The sequence below is a fragment of the Sphingopyxis soli genome, assembly GCF_018682675.1.
Lineage (GTDB): Bacteria > Pseudomonadota > Alphaproteobacteria > Sphingomonadales > Sphingomonadaceae > Sphingopyxis > Sphingopyxis soli.
This window is the reverse complement of the sequence record NZ_JAFMTR010000042.1, coordinates 149,716-165,518: the sequence shown is the minus strand read 5'-3', so window position 1 is coordinate 165,518 and position 15,803 is coordinate 149,716. Positions and strand designations below refer to the sequence as shown.

The window sequence follows — 15,803 nt, the reverse complement described above, 5'->3', positions numbered from 1 at the left end:
AGGCCCGGCCATGGATGCTGAAACAGCGAGGCCATCGCCGCAGCCAGCATGACGAGAATTGAAGGGCCGCTCTCCACCCCAAAACGGATGCGCCTTCAAATAGCCTTTTCCTACATTATCCGGCTGTGCCAGCCTTCGGCCGACCCATTCATTTTCGCGCTTGATTGCAGGTGCGGCCACGGCGCGGTGGGCCGGGCGCTGGCAGTCTAAGGGAGGGCGAAGCGGCGCCGCACAGGGCTGAACTTTACTGAACTTTGGATCGTCGCGCTGCCTTCGCCCGTGCACGTCAAGCCGTCACGCCGGCGCCACCTCCCACAGGATCAGCGCGGTCGCGTTGACATTCTCGCGCGCTTTCGCCGCGTCGAGGCGGGTCAGCTTCACGCTGCCCTTGAGCGCCCCCATCTCGATCATTGCGTCGATGACAACCACGCCGCCCGCGCTGATTTCGACATCCATCTCGGCCGCATTGGCGAGCTTCGCCTTCGCGGTCCCGACCTGGATGCGGTGCGTGCCGGGCTCGACATCGGCCATCAGCATCTGCCCCGACTTGATCTGGCCCGTCGCCGTGCCGTCCAGCGTGACATTCATCCCCTGCAGTGCGGCGACGAAGCCGCGGCGGGTGATGTAGATGCGGCCCTTGCCTTCGGGCGCGCGCATTGCGCGGGCTTCGGCCAGCGCAGCGGTATCGGCCTTCTTGCCGCTCTTGTTGCTCGACAGCGCCCAGATGCAGAAGGCGACGACCCCGATCAGGAACAGCGGTGCGAGGATCAGCATCGTCGTCTCGCCGATCAGGCTGCCGAGCGACGGCCCCAGAAAGGCTCCGACAATCGCGGCTGCGAAAATGATCGTCAGCCACATTGCATTCTTGCTCATCGCGTCCTCCCTGTCTGGCCCTCAGGCCGGCGTAAAATCTCCCGTCGCGTCGTCCATCACATGCAGCACGCCGTCGCTGATCGCGAAGAAGGCGCCGCGCAGTTTCAGGGTTCCGCGCTTTTCCTTTTCCTGGATACAGGGGAAAGTGCGCAGATTGGCTATGCTCACGCGCACAGCGGCCATTTCCATCGCGCGTCCTGCCTCGCGATTGTCGACGTCGGGGTGGGCAGCGCGAACCTCGGCGCCCGCGTCGTCCAGCATCGCAATCCAGTCGGCGATGAAGCCGCCGCGACCGGGCTCTGCCCCTTCCATCGAGCGGTGAAGCGCCGCGTGGCAGCCGCCGCAGAGGCCGTGACCCATCACGACGATTTCCTCGACCTTCAGAAACTGCACCGCGAACTCGAGCGCGGCCGAAACGCCGTGACGGCCCGGCGTCGTCTCGAACGGGGGGACCAGCGCGGCAACGTTGCGCACGACGAAGATTTCGCCCGGATTCGTGTCGAAAATCTGCGAGGGCTCGACGCGGCTGTCGGAGCAGGCGATCACCATGACCTTGGGCGATTGCCCCTCGGCCAGCTCGTTCCAGCGGTCGCGCTGCTGCTGCCAGCCGCCGTTCCGGAAGCGGCGGTATCCATCGATCAGGTCTGCAAAGTGAGTCATGTCCGCCCCTTAGCATAGGTAGAGAGGTTGAGAAGAGGCGCGCACACGACTATGTGGGCGCCATGAACGCTCCTGCATCTACTCCCAGCCAGCGCGCGCGCAAGCCCGACTGGATCCGCGTCAAGGCTCCGACGAGCCCCGGCTATGCCGAAACGCGCAAGCTGATGCGCGAACTCAACCTGCACACGGTGTGCGAGGAAGCGGCGTGTCCGAACATCGGCGAGTGCTGGACCAAGAAGCACGCCACGGTGATGATTCTCGGCGACACCTGCACGCGCGCCTGCGCCTTCTGCAACGTCAAGACCGGGATGCCGCGTCCCGTCGATCTGCTCGAACCGGAGCATACGGCTGCGGCGGCAGCGAAGATGGGACTGACGCACATCGTGATCACCTCGGTCGACCGCGACGACCTGCCCGACGGCGGCGCCAGCCAGTTCGTGAAAGTGATCGAGGCGCTGCGCCGCGAGACGCCGCAGACGACGATCGAAATCCTGACCCCCGACTTCCGCAACAAGCCCGAAAGCGCGGTCGCGGCGATCGTCGATGCGCGGCCCGACGTTTACAATCACAATCTCGAAACCGTTCCGCGGCTTTATCCGACGATCCGCCCCGGCGCGCGCTACTATGCCTCGCTGCGACTGCTCGAAACCGTCAAGCGCCGCGATCCGTCGATCTTCACCAAGTCGGGGATCATGCTCGGCCTCGGCGAGGAGCGGATGGAGGTCCATCAGGTCATGGACGACATGCGCAGCGCCGACATCGACTTCATGACGATGGGCCAGTATCTCCAGCCGACGCCGAAACACGCCAAGGTCGCCGAATTCGTAACGCCCAAGGCGTTCGATGCCTATGCGCAGATCGCGCGCGCCAAAGGTTTCCTGCAGGTCGCCTCGTCGCCGCTGACGCGGTCGAGCTATCATGCCGGCGACGATTTCGAGCGGATGCGCGCCGCGCGCGAGGAACAACTCGCGCGCGATGCCCGGCCGGGGCGGGTTGGGGCGGACTGATTGCCGCGGCACCACGAGACGCGCGAACTGCCGCACAGTGCCGAACAGATGTTCGCGCTGGTGACGGATATTGCGCGCTATCCCGAATTCCTGCCGTGGGTGATCGCGCTTCGCGTCCGCAGCGACAGCGAACATGAATCGGTGGCCGACATGATCGTCGGCTTCAAGGGGCTGCGCGAAAGCTTCTCGTGCCGCGTCCACAAGGAACGGCCGCGGACCGTGACTGTCAGCTATATCGACGGCCCGATGCGCCATCTGGAGAATGAATGGCATTTCGCGCCGCTCGGAAACGGCGGCTGTCGCGTCGATTTCATGGTCGATTTCTCGTTCCGCAGCCGCGTCTTCGAAACGCTCGCCGGGCAGATGTTCGACAAGGCGCTGCGCAAGATGATCGCCGCGTTCGAAGCGCGCGCGGGCGAACTCTATGGCGCCGGAAGCGCAATATCCTCGGACGGCCGCAGCGCGTCCCTTTCGGGCTGAAGCAGGTCGAGCGCGAACAATGTCGCGGCCTGGCGGATCGCGGCGCGGTCGGTCGCGTCGAACTGCACCCGCTGGGTGAAATAATCGTCGGGATCCTGACCGCGCAGCGCGCGCGCGAAGACGACCAGGCCGACCGGCTTGCGCTCCGACCCGCCGCCGGGGCCAGCGATTCCGGTGATCGCCACCGCGACATCGGCGTCGCTGTTCGCCAGCGCGCCGGCGGCCATCGCCCAAGCGGTCGCCAGCGCTACCTCGCCGAAGGTTTCGAGTATCTCGCTACTGACATCGAGCTGCCTTTGCTTCGCGTCGGCCGAATAGGTGATGAAGCCCGCCGAAAAGACGTCCGAGCTTCCGGCAATGTCGGTCAGCGCGGCGCTGACCATGCCGCCGGTGCAGCTTTCGGCGACGGCAATCCGCCTGCCCGCCGCACGGTTGGCGGCGAGGACGGCCGCGGCCAATTGGTCGCGCTCGGCAAGGCGCGCTTCTGCGTCGAAAACCACTCTCAATTCTCCGGAAGTTCCAAGGTCGCTACGGCCTGGGCGGCGATCCCCTCGCGGCGGCCGGTGAAACCCAGCCGCTCGGTCGTTGTGGCTTTCACACTAACGCGCTCGACCGGAATCGCAAGGATTTCGGCGATCCGCGCCCTGATGGCGACGCGGTGCGGACCAATTTTCGGGGCTTCGGCAATGATCGTCAGGTCGACATGCGCGATACGGCCATGGCGCGCTGCCACGCGCTCGCCGGCGAAGGCCAGGAAGCGGTGCGACGCCGCGCCGCGCCATTGCGGATCGCTGGGCGGGAAGTGGTCGCCTATGTCGCCATCGGCCAGCGCGCCGAGGATGGCGTCGGTGATCGCGTGAAGCGCAACGTCGGCATCGCTATGGCCTTCAAGCCCATGACTATGGGCGATTTCTATCCCGCCGATCCACAGCGGCTTGCCCGCAACCAGGCGGTGAACGTCATAGCCCATGCCGACCGCGGTTCGCATCGTTCCCGTTCCCAAAAGTCCCGCGAGGATCGCCATATCCTCGGCATATGTCAGTTTGTGAAGCCGGGCGTCGCCCGGAACGGCAGCGACGGCAATGCCAAGCCGCCGGACAAGCTGCGCATCGTCGGTCGCTGCCGCTTCGACGGCCGCGGCGTGCGCGCGTCTGAGAATGCCCAGGCGGAACGCCTGCGGCGTCTGGACGCGCGCGAGGGCGCTGCGATCGATGACCTCTCCCGCTTCGCCATGCGCCTGTTCGACCAGCGTGTCGGGAACCGGCAAGGTCGGAATCGCCGCTTCGGCGGTCTCGAGCGCCGCGAGCAGGCGGTCGATCACATCGGCCGTCAATCCGGGGCGCGCGGCGTCGTGAACGAGGACCAGCGCCTCGTCCTCCCAGTCGGCAAGCGCCAGCAACGCATGGCCCACCGATTGCTGGCGCTCGATACCCGGATCGGCATAAATCCAGCCTTTCCCGGTGTCGCCTGCTGCCGCCATGACGTCACCATTCGCCACCAGCACGCCCAGTGAAATCGCCGGATGCGCGTCGAACGCGTCGATGCTCCAGCGCAGCACGGCCTTGCCGCCGAGCGGTTCGAGTTGCTTCGGATGGTCGAAACCCGCGCGCGTGCCCGTGCCCCCGGCAAGCAGGATCGCCGCGACGCGCGGGGCAGGCAAAGGCGTGGACTCGGTCATCAGCCGCGCCGGTTAGCGCAGCCGCGCCTTGCGGGAAAGCCGCTTAGCGTGTAGGGGCTGCTCAAATTTTAGGCAGTTCGAACGAAAGCTCCCCGCCATGGCGCCGCTCAGGCCCATTCAGATCGGCAACATCACTATCGCGGATCCCGTGATCCTCGCGCCGATGACGGGCGTCTCCGATCTGCCGTTCCGCAAACTTGTGCGCTACTATGGCTCGGGGCTCAACGTCACCGAGATGATCGCCAGCCAGGCAGCGATCCGCGAGACGCGCCAGTCGATCCAGAAGGCGGCGTGGGATCCGGTCGAAGAGCCGGTATCGATGCAGCTTGTCGGCTGCACCCCCTATGAAATGGGCGAGGCCGCAAAGCTCAACGAAGACCGCGGCGCCGCGATCATCGACATCAATATGGGCTGCCCGGTGCGCAAGGTGACGAACGGCGACGCAGGGTCGGCGCTGATGCGCGACCTGAAGCTTGCCGCAGCGCTGATCGAATCCTGTGTCAAGGCGGTGGCGGTGCCGGTGACGGTGAAGATGCGCATGGGCTGGGATCATGACAGCCTCAACGCCCCCGAGCTCGCGCACATCGCCGAGGATCTGGGAGCGAAGCTGGTCACGGTTCACGGCCGCACCCGCAACCAGATGTATCGCGGCGAGGCCGACTGGGCCTTTGTCCGCAAGGTCAAGGATGCGGTGGCGATCCCGGTGATCGTCAACGGCGACATCTGCTCGGCCGATGACGCCCGAAAGGCGCTCGCGCAGAGCGGCGCCGACGGGGTGATGATCGGCCGCGGCGCCTATGGCCGCCCCTGGCTGCTCGGTCAGGTGATCGCGGCGCTGCGCGGCGAGGCCGAGCGGCCCGATCCCGGCATCGACGAGCAATATGAAGTCATTACATCGCATTATCGTGCGATGATCGATCACTATGGCGAAATGACCGGCGTCAATATGGCGCGCAAGCACCTCGGCTGGTACGTCAAGGGGCTGCATGGCTCGGCGGAGTTCCGTAACAAGGTCAACCAGATCCCCGACAGCAAGGGCGTCCTCGACGCGCTCGAAGCCTTTTACGGTCCATATCTGAGCAAGGCCGCTGCGTGAGCGCGCTGACGTCGAGCATCCCGACGTTCGACCATGACGAGATCATCCAGTCGCACCCGATCGCCACGCTGCTGATCGACAAGGGCGGGGTGATCCTGTTCGTCAACGCCGCCGCCGAGCAGCTCTGCAACATCGGCCGCGCCGCGATGGTCGGGCGGGTCGTGTATGACGTCATCGGAATGGATCGCAGCTATCGCCAGCGGATGAACGACCCCGCGACCTCGGCCTTGTTCGCGCATCGCGCCGAAATCTCGATCGGTGCGCGCAAATCCGCGTTCGTCGACATGCAGATGGTCCCCTATGGCCGCAGCGGTCACCGCATCCTGACGCTTGTGCCCTCGCAGAGCGATGCCGAACTGATGGGCGGTGCGATCGGACGGTCGGGCCGCGCGGCGGGAGCCGCGGCGTCGATGCTGGCGCACGAGATCAAGAACCCGCTCGCCGGGATCAAAGGCGCGGCGCAGCTTCTCGCCCGCAAGACCGACGCGAGCGGCGAGCGCTTCACGACCCTGATCTGCGCCGAGGTGGACCGGATCACCACGCTGATCGACCAGATGGAGCATTTCTCGCGCGGGCAGCCGATCGCCTGTGCGCCGCTCAATCTGTATCAGCCGATCCACCAGGCGATCGAAACCGCGCGTGCGCGCCAGTTTCCAGGCGTTCGTTTTGCCGAGGATTTCGACCCCTCGCTGCCGCTCGTCCACGGCAATCATGACGCGGTCGTGCAGATATTGCTCAACCTGATCACCAATGGCTGCGAAGCGCTCGGCGGGCGCGACGACGGCGTGGTACGCATCGCGACGGCATTCCGCCACGGCTTGTCGATCGACAATGGCGACGGCCGCGGCCGCATCGCGTTGCCGATCGAGGTCAGCGTCAGCGACAATGGCCCCGGCGTACCCGCCGACATTCGCGGCGACCTGTTCGACCCCTTCGTGACCACCAAGCGCGAGGGGAGGGGGCTCGGCCTCGCGCTCGTCGCCAAGCTGGCGCGCGACATGGGCGGCACCGTCCAGCATATGCGCGACGGGGAATGGACCCGTTTCCGCGTCCACCTGCCGGCGGTGTCCAAGAAAGGCCGCGACGCATGACCGGCAAGACGATCCTGCTCGTCGAGGATGATCCGGCGATCGCGCTGATCATCCGCGAGACGCTGACCGGCGAGTGCGGTACGTTCGCGTCGGTCGGCAGCGTCGGCGAACGCAACGCCTGGCTTGCGGATAACCGGCCCGACCTGATCATCACCGATGTCGTGCTGCCCGATGGCGACGGCATCGACTCGCTTCCCGGTGCCGGGGTCGATCCAGAGACGCCGGTGATCGTGCTTTCGGCGCAGAATACCCTCGATACCGCGGTGCGCGCGACGGGGATCGGCAGTTATGACTATCTGCCCAAGCCCTTCGACCTCGAAGAACTGACCGCAAGCGTCCGCGCGGCGCTCGAACGCAGCAGCCAGCCGGCGGCGAAGGTCGATCCGGGGCAGGCCGACAGCCATGGTCTCGTCGGCCGCGCGCCGGCCATGCAGGCGGTCTATCGGACGATCGCGCGGCTCGCGACGAACGATCTTGCGGTGCTGATCCTCGGTGAATCGGGGACGGGCAAGGAAGTCGTCGCGCGCGCCATCCATGCAACGGGGCTGCGTCGCGCCGGTCCCTTTGTCGCGATCAACATGGCGGCGATCCCGCGCGAGCTGATCGAGGCCGAACTGTTCGGCCATGAAAAGGGAGCGTTCACCGGCGCGCACAGCCGCAACGCCGGCCGTTTCGAGCAAGCGGCAGGGGGCACGCTGTTCCTCGACGAAATCGGCGACATGCCGCTCGAGGCGCAGACGCGGCTGCTGCGCGTACTCCAGAGCAATGAATATTCGACCGTCGGCGGCAGCCAGGCGCTGCGCGCAGACGTGCGCGTCATCGCCGCGACGCACCGCGACATGCGCACGCTCGTTGCCGACGGTCGCTTTCGCGAGGATCTGTTCTACCGGCTCAACGTCATTCCCGTGACCTTGCCGCCGCTGCGCGACCGGCGGAGCGACATCGCCGCGCTGGTGCGCCACTTCGTCGATGCCGGGCGCCATTCGGGGCTCCCCGACCGCCAGTTTGCGCCGGAGGCCATGCAATTGCTCGAACGGCACGACTGGCCGGGAAACGTCCGCGAGCTGGGCAACGTCGTCCAGCGGCTGGCAGTGCTGTCGCGCGATACGATCGTCACCCCGCGCGACGTCGAATCGGTGCTGCGCGACAGCGGCGAGGGTGCGGTGCCCGCCGACCCCGTCGATCTGATCGCGCGCGCGGTCGACGACTGGGCGCGCGAGCAGCTTGCCGCCGCGGATCATGACGGCGAGATTCACGAGCGGCTGGAGGCCATCGTCGAGGCCGCGCTGCTGCGCCGGACGCTGCGCGAAGTGCGCGGAAACCAACTCGAAGCCGCTCGCCGGCTGGGAATCAACCGCAATACGTTGCGCAAGCGGCTGGGCCAGCTCGATATCGACCCCGCACAACCCTGACGACAGGATCGGCCCGGCCCGGCAATCGGTCGCCGAAGACACTTTGTGTGTTTTCTATGCAACAGCTTTGTCGTAACAAGGCAACAATGGAGCCTGCCGCCTCCCCCCTTCAAGCGAGCGAGTCATCCGCCGCAGACGCCGGTTCGCGCGGTTGGCATTTTGCGGCGCCCGAATATTACACGCTGGCGGTGATCGTCAGCGTCGCGCTCGCCACTTATATCTTCGTTACCGGCGACGCGCAGAGCGAGCGGCTGCTGACGCCGGGGCTCGTCGCCGCGATCATGGTCGTCAATCTCGTGCCGGCGATGGCGCTGATCGTCCTCGTCGGCAGCCGCGTCGCGCGCGCGCGCGCCGAGCGATCGATGGCGGGCGGCAACGGGCGTCTGCACGTCCGGCTCGTCGCGCTCTTCTCGCTGATTGCGGCTGCTCCGACGCTGCTCGTGGTGATCTTCGCGTCGCTGCTCTTTCAATATGGCGTCGACTTCTGGTTCTCCGATCGATCGCGGGGTATGTTCGAGAACGCAGCGAATCTTGCGGAGGGCTATTATCAAGAAAATCAGCGCCAGGTGAGTGCGAACACTTATGCGATGGCGACCGACCTCGGCAAACAGCTGACGCAGTTCACGGTCGATAGCCCCGGCTTCTATAATTATTATCTGCAACAGGTTGTCGTTCGAAGCCTCAATGAATCGGCGATCATCGAGATCGGCAAGGATGGCGTTGCGCGAACCGCAGCGGCGATTGATCCCGATAAGCGCGCGGCGGAAAGCCGTTTGACGCCGACCATGGTGAGCAGGCTTAACGCAGGCGAAGACGTGGTCGTCGTCCGCCAGCCTGACCGCATTGAAGCCGCTGCGCGCTTACCCGGAACCGAAAGCGCCTATGTCTATGCTTCGCGCGATGCCAATGTGCCCGGATTCCAACAATCCGCGCGCGCCGGAGCCGTGCTGGCGGATTACAATGATCTGTTCGAACGATCGCAGCAATTGCAGCTTCAGTTCAACGGCGCCCTGTATCTCGGATCGCTGCTGCTTCTCGCGCTCGCGGTGATCGCCGCGATCGTCGTCGCCGACCGCATCGTGCGCCCGCTAGGTACGTTGATCGGGGCGACGCGGATCGCGGCGGGCGGCGATCTGTCGGTACGCGTGACGCCGCCGGAGCGCGATGACGAAATCGCCGTGCTCACCCGCGCGTTCAACCGGATGACCGAACAGCTTGAGGGGCAAACGGGGGCGCTCGTCAGCGTCAACGAGCAGCTCGAAACCCGCCGCAGCTTCATCGAGGCGGTGCTGTCGGGCGTCTCGTCGGCAGTCGTCTCGGTCGATGCCGAACACCGCATTCTGCTTGCCAATGCCGCTGCCGAACATCTCATCGGGCAAAGCGCGCAGGAACTGACCGGTCAGCCGCTCGCCGATGTCGCGCCGGAACTTGCGCGGCTGCTGACCAGCGACGAGCATGAGGCGATCGTGCAACTGGCGCGGCGCGACGCGGAGCCGGCGACGCTTGCGGCAAAGGCGGTGGCGCAGGGCGACGGCTATGTGCTGAGTTTCGAGGATATCACGCAGCAATTGCTCGACCAGCGCCGCGCGGCCTGGTCCGACGTCGCGCGCCGGATCGCGCACGAGATCAAGAATCCGCTGACCCCGATCCAGCTCGCGGCCGAGCGGCTCCAGCGGCGGTTCGGGATGAAAGTCGAAGGCGACGAGGCGACCTTCCGCCGCCTCACCGACACGATCATCCGTCAGGTTCACGACATGCGCCGCATGGTCGACGAATTCTCAAGCTTCGCGCGAATGCCCAAACCGACCTTCGGCGTCGAGGATGTGCGCGATATCCTGCGCCAGGCGGTGTTCCTGTTCGAGGTTGCGAAACCCGATATCCAGTTCAGCGTGAAGACCCCGAACGAGATCGAACCGCTGGTGTGCGATCGTCGGCTGTTGTCGCAGGCGCTAACCAATATTGTCAAAAATGCCGTGGAAGCGATTGAAGAAAATTCGAAAGATTCAGAATCTCCTCCAATCGGCCATATTCGCGCCGAGCTGGATATCGGCCGCGACGATGCCATTGTCATCCGCATTTCCGACGACGGGATCGGATTGCCGGAGGCCCGCGACGCGATCGCCGAACCCTATATGACGACGCGGCAGGGCGGCACCGGACTCGGGCTCGCGATCGTGAAGAAGATCGTCGAGCAGCATTATGGAGAGCTCGACTTCTGCGACAATCCGGCGGGGCAGGGGACGTGCGTCACGCTGACGCTGCACCCCGACCGCCTGCGACCGCTCGCGGGGAAGGGCGGCGACTTGGTGACAGGGCAGATTGAATCGGTTCCGGGGCGGATCCGGAACCGGCAAGGCAAAGAAGAATATGGCGCTTGATATACTGATCGTCGACGACGAGCGTGACATTTGCGAACTGGTGGCCGGCGTCATGGAGGACGAGGGCTATGAGGCGCGCACCGCGTCCGACAGCGACGCCGCGCTGGAGGCGATCCGTCAGCGCAGGCCTTCGCTGGCGCTGATCGACGTATGGCTGCAAGGATCGCGTCTCGACGGGCTGGGGCTGGTCGAGGCGATCAAGGCGTTCGATCCGACGTTGCCGATCATCGTCATATCGGGGCACGGCGGGCTCGACACCGCGGTCGCAGCGATCCGCCGCGGCGCGTTCGACTTCATCGAAAAGCCGTTCGAGGCCGAGCGGTTGCTGCATCTCGTCGCGCGCGCGACCGAGAGCGAACGGTTGAAGTTCGAATATGAGCAGCTTCGCGAAAAGGCCGGCCCCGCCGACGAACTGACCGGGACGAGCGCCGCGATCAACAATGTCCGCGCGACATTGAAGCGCGTTGCCGGCACCGGCAGCCGCGTGCTCATCACGGGTGCCCCGGGGGTGGGGAAAGAGGTTGCCGCGCGCGTCCTTCATGGCTGGAGCGGGCGGCAGAATGCGCCGTTCCGTGTCATTTCCTCCGCCCGGATGGATCCCGAGACGGTCGAGACCGAGCTGTTCGGATCCGAGGCCGAGGACGGTTCGATCCGCGTCGGCCTGCTCGAACAGGCGCATGGTGGAACGCTGTTCCTCGACGAGGTCGCGGACATGCCGCTGACGACGCAGGGCAAGGTTCTGCGTGTCCTGACCGACCAGAGCTTCACCCGCGTCGGCGGACGGACGATGATCCGCGTCGACGTCCGCATCATCTCGGGCTCGGCGCGCGACCTCAAGACCGAGATCGCGGAGAGCCGGTTTCGCGAGGATCTCTATTACCGGCTCAACGTCGTGCCGGTGCATATCCCGCCGCTGCGCGAACGGCGTGACGATATCGCCAGTCTCTGCGACCATTTCGTCCGGCGCTATGCCGCCGACCGCCGCGCGCCGCCGCCCGAAATCAGCGCCGAAGCAATGGCTGCCCTGCAGGCCCACGATTGGCCGGGCAACGTCCGCGAACTGCGCAACGTTATCGAGCGCGTGATGATCCTCGCGCCGAGCGACCGGCTGGGCCGGATCGATGCCGACATGCTGCCTGCCGAACTCGTGCGCGGCGGCACCGACATTTTGCCCGGCAGTGAATCGATCACCGCCATTCCGCTCAAGGAAGCGCGCGAGAATTTCGAGCGCGAGTATCTGCGCATCCAGATCAACCGTTTTTCGGGCAATATTTCGCGCACCGCGACCTTCATCGGCATGGAACGTTCGGCGCTGCACCGCAAATTGAAGCTGTTGGGATTGACCGATAATCCCGAAGGCGAGGGGTGACGGCTTTGCGCTAGACCTGCGGCGAGCTTTGCCGCATATTGCCGCCTGCGATGAAGGCCAGAATGCCGGAGAACCGGCGCCGCACCCGCGGTCCTACCGCCAAGAACAGGAGGCAAATGTGTCCGATAAAAATCAGAATCTCCAAGATCTTTTCCTCAACGCCCTGCGCCGCAGTAAGACCCCCGTCACGATGTTCCTCGTCAAGGGCGTGAAGCTGCAGGGCATCATCACCTGGTTCGACAATTTCTCGCTGCTGCTGCGCCGCGATGGGCAGTCGCAGCTCGTTTACAAACATGCGATCTCGACGGTGATGCCGTCGCACGACTTCGACGTCGGCGCGCTCGGCGCCGACCTTCGCGAGGCGCCCGCCAGCAAGGGAAAGGCGTTGCAGGACGTGTTCCTGAACGCGGTGCGCCGCTCCGACGAGTCGGTAACGATGTTCCTCGTCAACGGCGTGATGCTGCAGGGCGATATCGTGGCGTTCGACCTGTTCTGCATGTTGCTGGAACGCGAGCGGCAGGTGCAGCTTGTGTATAAGCACGCGATCTCGACCGTGCAGCCGAACGGCCCGATCAACCTGACCGACAATGGCGACGAGGACGGCGACGCCGGCGCCTGACCTTGGGACGATGACCGACAGCGAAGACGAAGTGACGCGCGGCGCCGCCGCGCTGCTTGTCGTGCCCGAATGGCACGCGCAGCGCCTGTCGCGGGACCTCGACGCGCGCGTCGAGGAAGCGAAAGGGCTGGCGGTCGCGATCGGACTCAACGTCGTCGCGGTGCACCCGCTGCGGCTGCGCCAGACGCGCGCTGCAACGCTGCTCGGCGTCGGTCAGATCGAGGCGATCAAGCCCGACATCGCGATGGAAGGGGTGCAGCTCGTCATCGTCGATGCGGCGCTGACCGCGATCCAGCAGCGCAACCTCGAAACCGAGTTCGGGACCAAGGTCATCGACCGCACCGGTTTGATCCTCGAAATCTTCGGCGAACGCGCCGCAACGGCCGAAGGCCGGTTGCAGGTCGAACTCGCGCATCTCGACTATCAGGCGGGGCGACTCGTGCGCAGTTGGACCCACCTCGAGCGCCAGCGCGGCGGCTTCGGCTTCCTCGGCGGGCCGGGCGAGACGCAGATCGAGGCCGACCGCCGGATGATCCGCAACCGCATGGCGCGCATCCGCCGAAGCCTGGAGGATGCGCGCCGGACGCGGCAATTGCAACGCGCCAAGCGGCAACGCGCGCCTTGGCCGGTAATCGCACTGGTCGGCTATACCAATGCTGGAAAATCCACTTTTTTCAATCGTCTGACGGGAAGTGACGTCATGGCGGAAGACATGCTTTTCGCAACGCTCGATCCGACGATGCGCGAAATCCGGCTACCCGGCATCGACAAGGCGATCCTGTCGGATACCGTGGGCTTCGTGTCCGATCTGCCGACCGAACTCGTCGCCGCGTTCCGAGCCACGCTGGAGGAGGTCACCACCGCCGACCTGATCGTTCATGTCCGCGACATCGTCCATCCCGACAGCGACGCGCAATATGACGATGTGCGGGCGATCCTCGATTCACTCGGCGTCAATGGACCGCGCGACGGGGAGGGGGAATACGCTCCCGATGCGGTTCCGCAGATCGAAATCTGGAACAAGATCGACACCGCCGACGCCGACCGCCGCGCGCAGATCGAGGAGATGGCGGCGCGGCGTCCCGACGTCGCGATCATCTCGGCTGTGAGCGGCGAGGGCGTCGAGTCGGCGCGCGCGCTCATGGCGTCGCAATTGACTGCGCAGCACAAGGTGGAGCGCATCTTCCTCCGTTTCGATCAGGGCGAAGCGATGGCGTGGCTCCACGCGCGCGGAGAAGTCCTGTCCGACCTGCCCGAGGGCGAGGGGCATATGCTCACGGTGCGCCTCGACCCGGCCGATCGCGCGCGGTTCGAGCGGCTGTGGCCGCCGAGCGTCGCCTAGGGTCCGGACCCTAGGAGCGCTCCGCCGCCTTGACCGCCTGCCAATGCATTTCGAGCGTATCGAGCGGCAGTTTCGCAATATCGGGTCCGGCACGGTCCTCGACAGCCTGGAAGCGGCGTGCAAACTTGTCGTTGGCGGCGCGCAGCGCGCTTTCGGCATCGACACCAAGATGGCGCGCATAGTTTACGACCGCGAACAGCAGGTCGCCGATCTCTTCGGCCCGCGCGCTTTCGTCGGGTGCCGTCACGACTTCAGCGAGCTCTTCGGCGATCTTTTCACGCGGACCTTCGGCATCCGGCCAGTCGAAACCGACCCGCGCGGCGCGCCCCTGCAGCTTTTGCGCGCGGAGCAACGCGGGCAGCGAAAGCGCGACGCCGTCGAGCGCACTCTTGGGGCCGTCCGATGCGCGCTCGGCTGCCTTGATCGTTTCCCATTGGACGCGCACATCGTCCGTCCGCACATCGCCGAAGATATGCGGGTGCCGGCGTTCCATCTTGTCGCTGATCGCGGTTGCGACATCGTCGAAGCCGAACAGACCTTCATCGGTCGCGATCTGGCTGTGGAATACGACCTGGAGCAATAAGTCGCCAAGCTCGTCGCAGATCGCGGCAGGGTCGCCGCCGGCGATCGCGTCGGCGACCTCATAGGCTTCCTCGATCGTATAGGGCGCGATCGTCGAGAAGTTCTGCGCGAGATCCCATTCGCATCCACCATTGGGGTCACGCAGTTTTGCCATCACGGCAAGGAGGCGATCGATGGGGGACTGGACTGCGGGGGTCGCGGTTTCGCTCATCTGTTTATCCGATAATATATATTATGTTAAATATAGTTTCGGGGGAGTAGAGGAACTTAGCCTCCTCGCGCCACTTGAAAGGTCCAGATCGCCAGGAATACCAGCGCAAAGATCGCCCCCCACGCGAGCGCCATCTTGATGCCATCGGCCAGCTTGATCCGGCGCGCGACGAGCGCGCTGATCACCAGCGTCAGCGCGCCGGCGAACCAGATCAGCTCAACCGTCGTGTCGCCGCTCATAATTGAACCTCCAGCCCGTCGTAGCCGGGCTCGACCCCCGGCGGCAGTTCGGCCGCAAGGTCGTCGTAATCCATCGTGTTGTCCATATGGGTGATGATAGCGCGCGGATTGCCGACCTTGGCAAGTCCCTCGAGGCTCATCGCCAAATGCGGATGCGTCGGGTGCGGATAACGGCGGAGCGCGTCGATGACGAACAGGTCGACCCCCTGAAAGAAATTGACCATCTCGTCCGTAAATTTAGAGAAATCAGTAGCGTAGCCTATTTTGTGCGCACCGTCGCTGAAGATGAGCCCGGTCGCTTTGATCGGACCGTGCGGCATTTCCAGCGCCGAGACTTCAATCGGGCCGATCGATTGATGGTCGTGAAGGTCGATCGGATCGACCGACGCCGGATAGCCGGCATTTCCGGCGAAGGCGTAGGTGAAACGCCACTTCAGAATGTCGAGCACATGGTCGCGGGCATAGACCGGCACCGGCGAACGCCGCAGATGCATCACCTGGCGCAGGTCGTCGAGCCCGTGCGTATGGTCGGCATGTTCGTGCGTCCAGATCACCGCGTCGATCTCGCCGACACCCGCGTCGAGCAGCTGGAGCCGCATGTCGGGACTTGTATCGACGAGAATACGAAAGCCGCCCAGCGACACCATGATCGAAGCGCGACTGCGCAGGTTGCGCGGATTGTCGGGATCGCACGCGCCCCAGTCGTTGCCGATCCGCGGCACGCCTGAGGACGTCCCGCAGCCAAGAATTCTCAACTTCATGAGTG

17 protein-coding genes are annotated in these 15,803 nt (G+C 65.1%); 9 read left to right on the top strand and 8 right to left on the bottom strand.

Annotated features, from left to right (window positions below):
• The 3 genes from J1N50_RS06400 to J1N50_RS06390 form a co-directional block, all read right to left on the bottom strand.
• The coding region (locus J1N50_RS06400) for a hypothetical protein (RefSeq protein WP_215351295.1) at window positions 1-180 on the bottom strand (180 nt) is incomplete at its 3' end.
• Between the two features lie 114 nt (window positions 181-294).
• A complete protein-coding gene (locus J1N50_RS06395) occupies window positions 295-873 on the bottom strand; it encodes a DUF2846 domain-containing protein (RefSeq protein ID WP_215351292.1) in 579 nt (192 codons plus the stop codon).
• A gap of 21 nt (window positions 874-894) precedes the next feature.
• Window positions 895-1,533: a carbonic anhydrase gene (locus J1N50_RS06390; protein WP_215351290.1), complete on the bottom strand. Its 639-nt coding sequence runs from the start codon at window positions 1,531-1,533 to the stop codon at window positions 895-897.
• Window positions 1,534-1,595: 62 nt separating this feature from the next.
• On the opposite strand from J1N50_RS06390, the gene lipA reads away from it, so the two are divergent.
• Window positions 1,596-2,540: a lipoyl synthase gene (gene lipA / locus J1N50_RS06385; protein ID WP_215351288.1), complete on the top strand. Its 945-nt coding sequence runs from the start codon at window positions 1,596-1,598 to the stop codon at window positions 2,538-2,540.
• Window positions 2,541-3,020, top strand: a complete 480-nt coding sequence (locus tag J1N50_RS06380) for a type II toxin-antitoxin system RatA family toxin (protein ID WP_215351286.1) — start codon at window positions 2,541-2,543, stop codon at window positions 3,018-3,020.
• Here the strand turns inward: J1N50_RS06380 and J1N50_RS06375 are convergent.
• Together J1N50_RS06375 and J1N50_RS06370 are read right to left on the bottom strand one after the other, a co-directional pair.
• Window positions 2,963-3,520 carry a CinA family protein gene (locus tag J1N50_RS06375; protein WP_215351284.1) on the bottom strand — a complete coding sequence of 186 codons (558 nt, stop codon included), beginning with the start codon at window positions 3,518-3,520 and terminating at the stop codon, window positions 2,963-2,965. The genes J1N50_RS06380 and J1N50_RS06375 overlap by 58 nt on opposite strands.
• Before the next feature lie 2 nt (window positions 3,521-3,522).
• Window positions 3,523-4,698, bottom strand: a complete 1,176-nt coding sequence (locus J1N50_RS06370) for a bifunctional 2-C-methyl-D-erythritol 4-phosphate cytidylyltransferase/2-C-methyl-D-erythritol 2,4-cyclodiphosphate synthase (protein ID WP_215351282.1) — start codon at window positions 4,696-4,698, stop codon at window positions 3,523-3,525.
• A gap of 97 nt (window positions 4,699-4,795) precedes the next feature.
• Here J1N50_RS06370 and dusB point away from each other — a divergent pair, with 97 nt between their 5' ends.
• From dusB to hflX, 7 genes are all read left to right on the top strand, one after another.
• A complete protein-coding gene (gene dusB, locus J1N50_RS06365) occupies window positions 4,796-5,794 on the top strand; it encodes a tRNA dihydrouridine synthase DusB (RefSeq protein WP_215351280.1) in 999 nt (332 codons plus the stop codon).
• Window positions 5,791-6,885, top strand: a complete 1,095-nt coding sequence (locus J1N50_RS06360; RefSeq protein WP_215351278.1) for a two-component system sensor histidine kinase NtrB — start codon at window positions 5,791-5,793, stop codon at window positions 6,883-6,885. Before dusB ends, J1N50_RS06360 begins: the two co-directional genes overlap by 4 nt.
• On the top strand, window positions 6,882-8,297 hold the full coding sequence (ntrC, locus tag J1N50_RS06355; protein WP_215351277.1) for a nitrogen regulation protein NR(I): 1,416 nt from the start codon (window positions 6,882-6,884) through the stop codon (window positions 8,295-8,297). Before J1N50_RS06360 ends, ntrC begins: the two co-directional genes overlap by 4 nt.
• An 86-nt stretch (window positions 8,298-8,383) precedes the next feature.
• Window positions 8,384-10,675 (top strand): sensor histidine kinase, encoded by a 2,292-nt coding sequence (locus tag J1N50_RS06350; protein ID WP_246553157.1) that lies wholly within the window; start codon window positions 8,384-8,386, stop codon window positions 10,673-10,675.
• Window positions 10,665-12,044: a nitrogen assimilation response regulator NtrX gene (ntrX, locus tag J1N50_RS06345; protein WP_215351265.1), complete on the top strand. Its 1,380-nt coding sequence runs from the start codon at window positions 10,665-10,667 to the stop codon at window positions 12,042-12,044. The genes J1N50_RS06350 and ntrX overlap by 11 nt, the downstream gene beginning before the upstream one ends.
• 28 nt (window positions 12,045-12,072) lie before the next feature.
• The gene (gene hfq, locus J1N50_RS06340) at window positions 12,073-12,663 is read left to right on the top strand and encodes an RNA chaperone Hfq (protein ID WP_215351262.1); all 591 of its coding nucleotides are present in this window, start codon (window positions 12,073-12,075) and stop codon (window positions 12,661-12,663) included.
• A gap of 10 nt (window positions 12,664-12,673) precedes the next feature.
• Window positions 12,674-14,005, top strand: coding sequence for a GTPase HflX (hflX, locus tag J1N50_RS06335; protein WP_215351259.1), 1,332 nt, complete (start codon window positions 12,674-12,676; stop codon window positions 14,003-14,005).
• Between the two features lie 10 nt (window positions 14,006-14,015).
• Here the strand turns inward: hflX and mazG are convergent, their stop codons facing one another.
• The 3 genes from mazG to J1N50_RS06320 are packed head-to-tail and all read right to left on the bottom strand — an operon-like array spanning window position 14,016 to window position 15,798.
• Complete coding sequence (mazG, locus tag J1N50_RS06330) at window positions 14,016-14,798, bottom strand: nucleoside triphosphate pyrophosphohydrolase (RefSeq protein ID WP_215351257.1); 783 nt, start codon at window positions 14,796-14,798, stop codon at window positions 14,016-14,018.
• Between the two features lie 56 nt (window positions 14,799-14,854).
• Window positions 14,855-15,037 carry a hypothetical protein gene (locus J1N50_RS06325; protein WP_215351254.1) on the bottom strand — a complete coding sequence of 61 codons (183 nt, stop codon included), beginning with the start codon at window positions 15,035-15,037 and terminating at the stop codon, window positions 14,855-14,857.
• Window positions 15,034-15,798 (bottom strand): MBL fold metallo-hydrolase, encoded by a 765-nt coding sequence (locus J1N50_RS06320; RefSeq protein ID WP_215351251.1) that lies wholly within the window; start codon window positions 15,796-15,798, stop codon window positions 15,034-15,036. The genes J1N50_RS06325 and J1N50_RS06320 overlap by 4 nt, the downstream gene beginning before the upstream one ends.
• Between the last annotated feature and the right edge of the window lie 5 nt (window positions 15,799-15,803).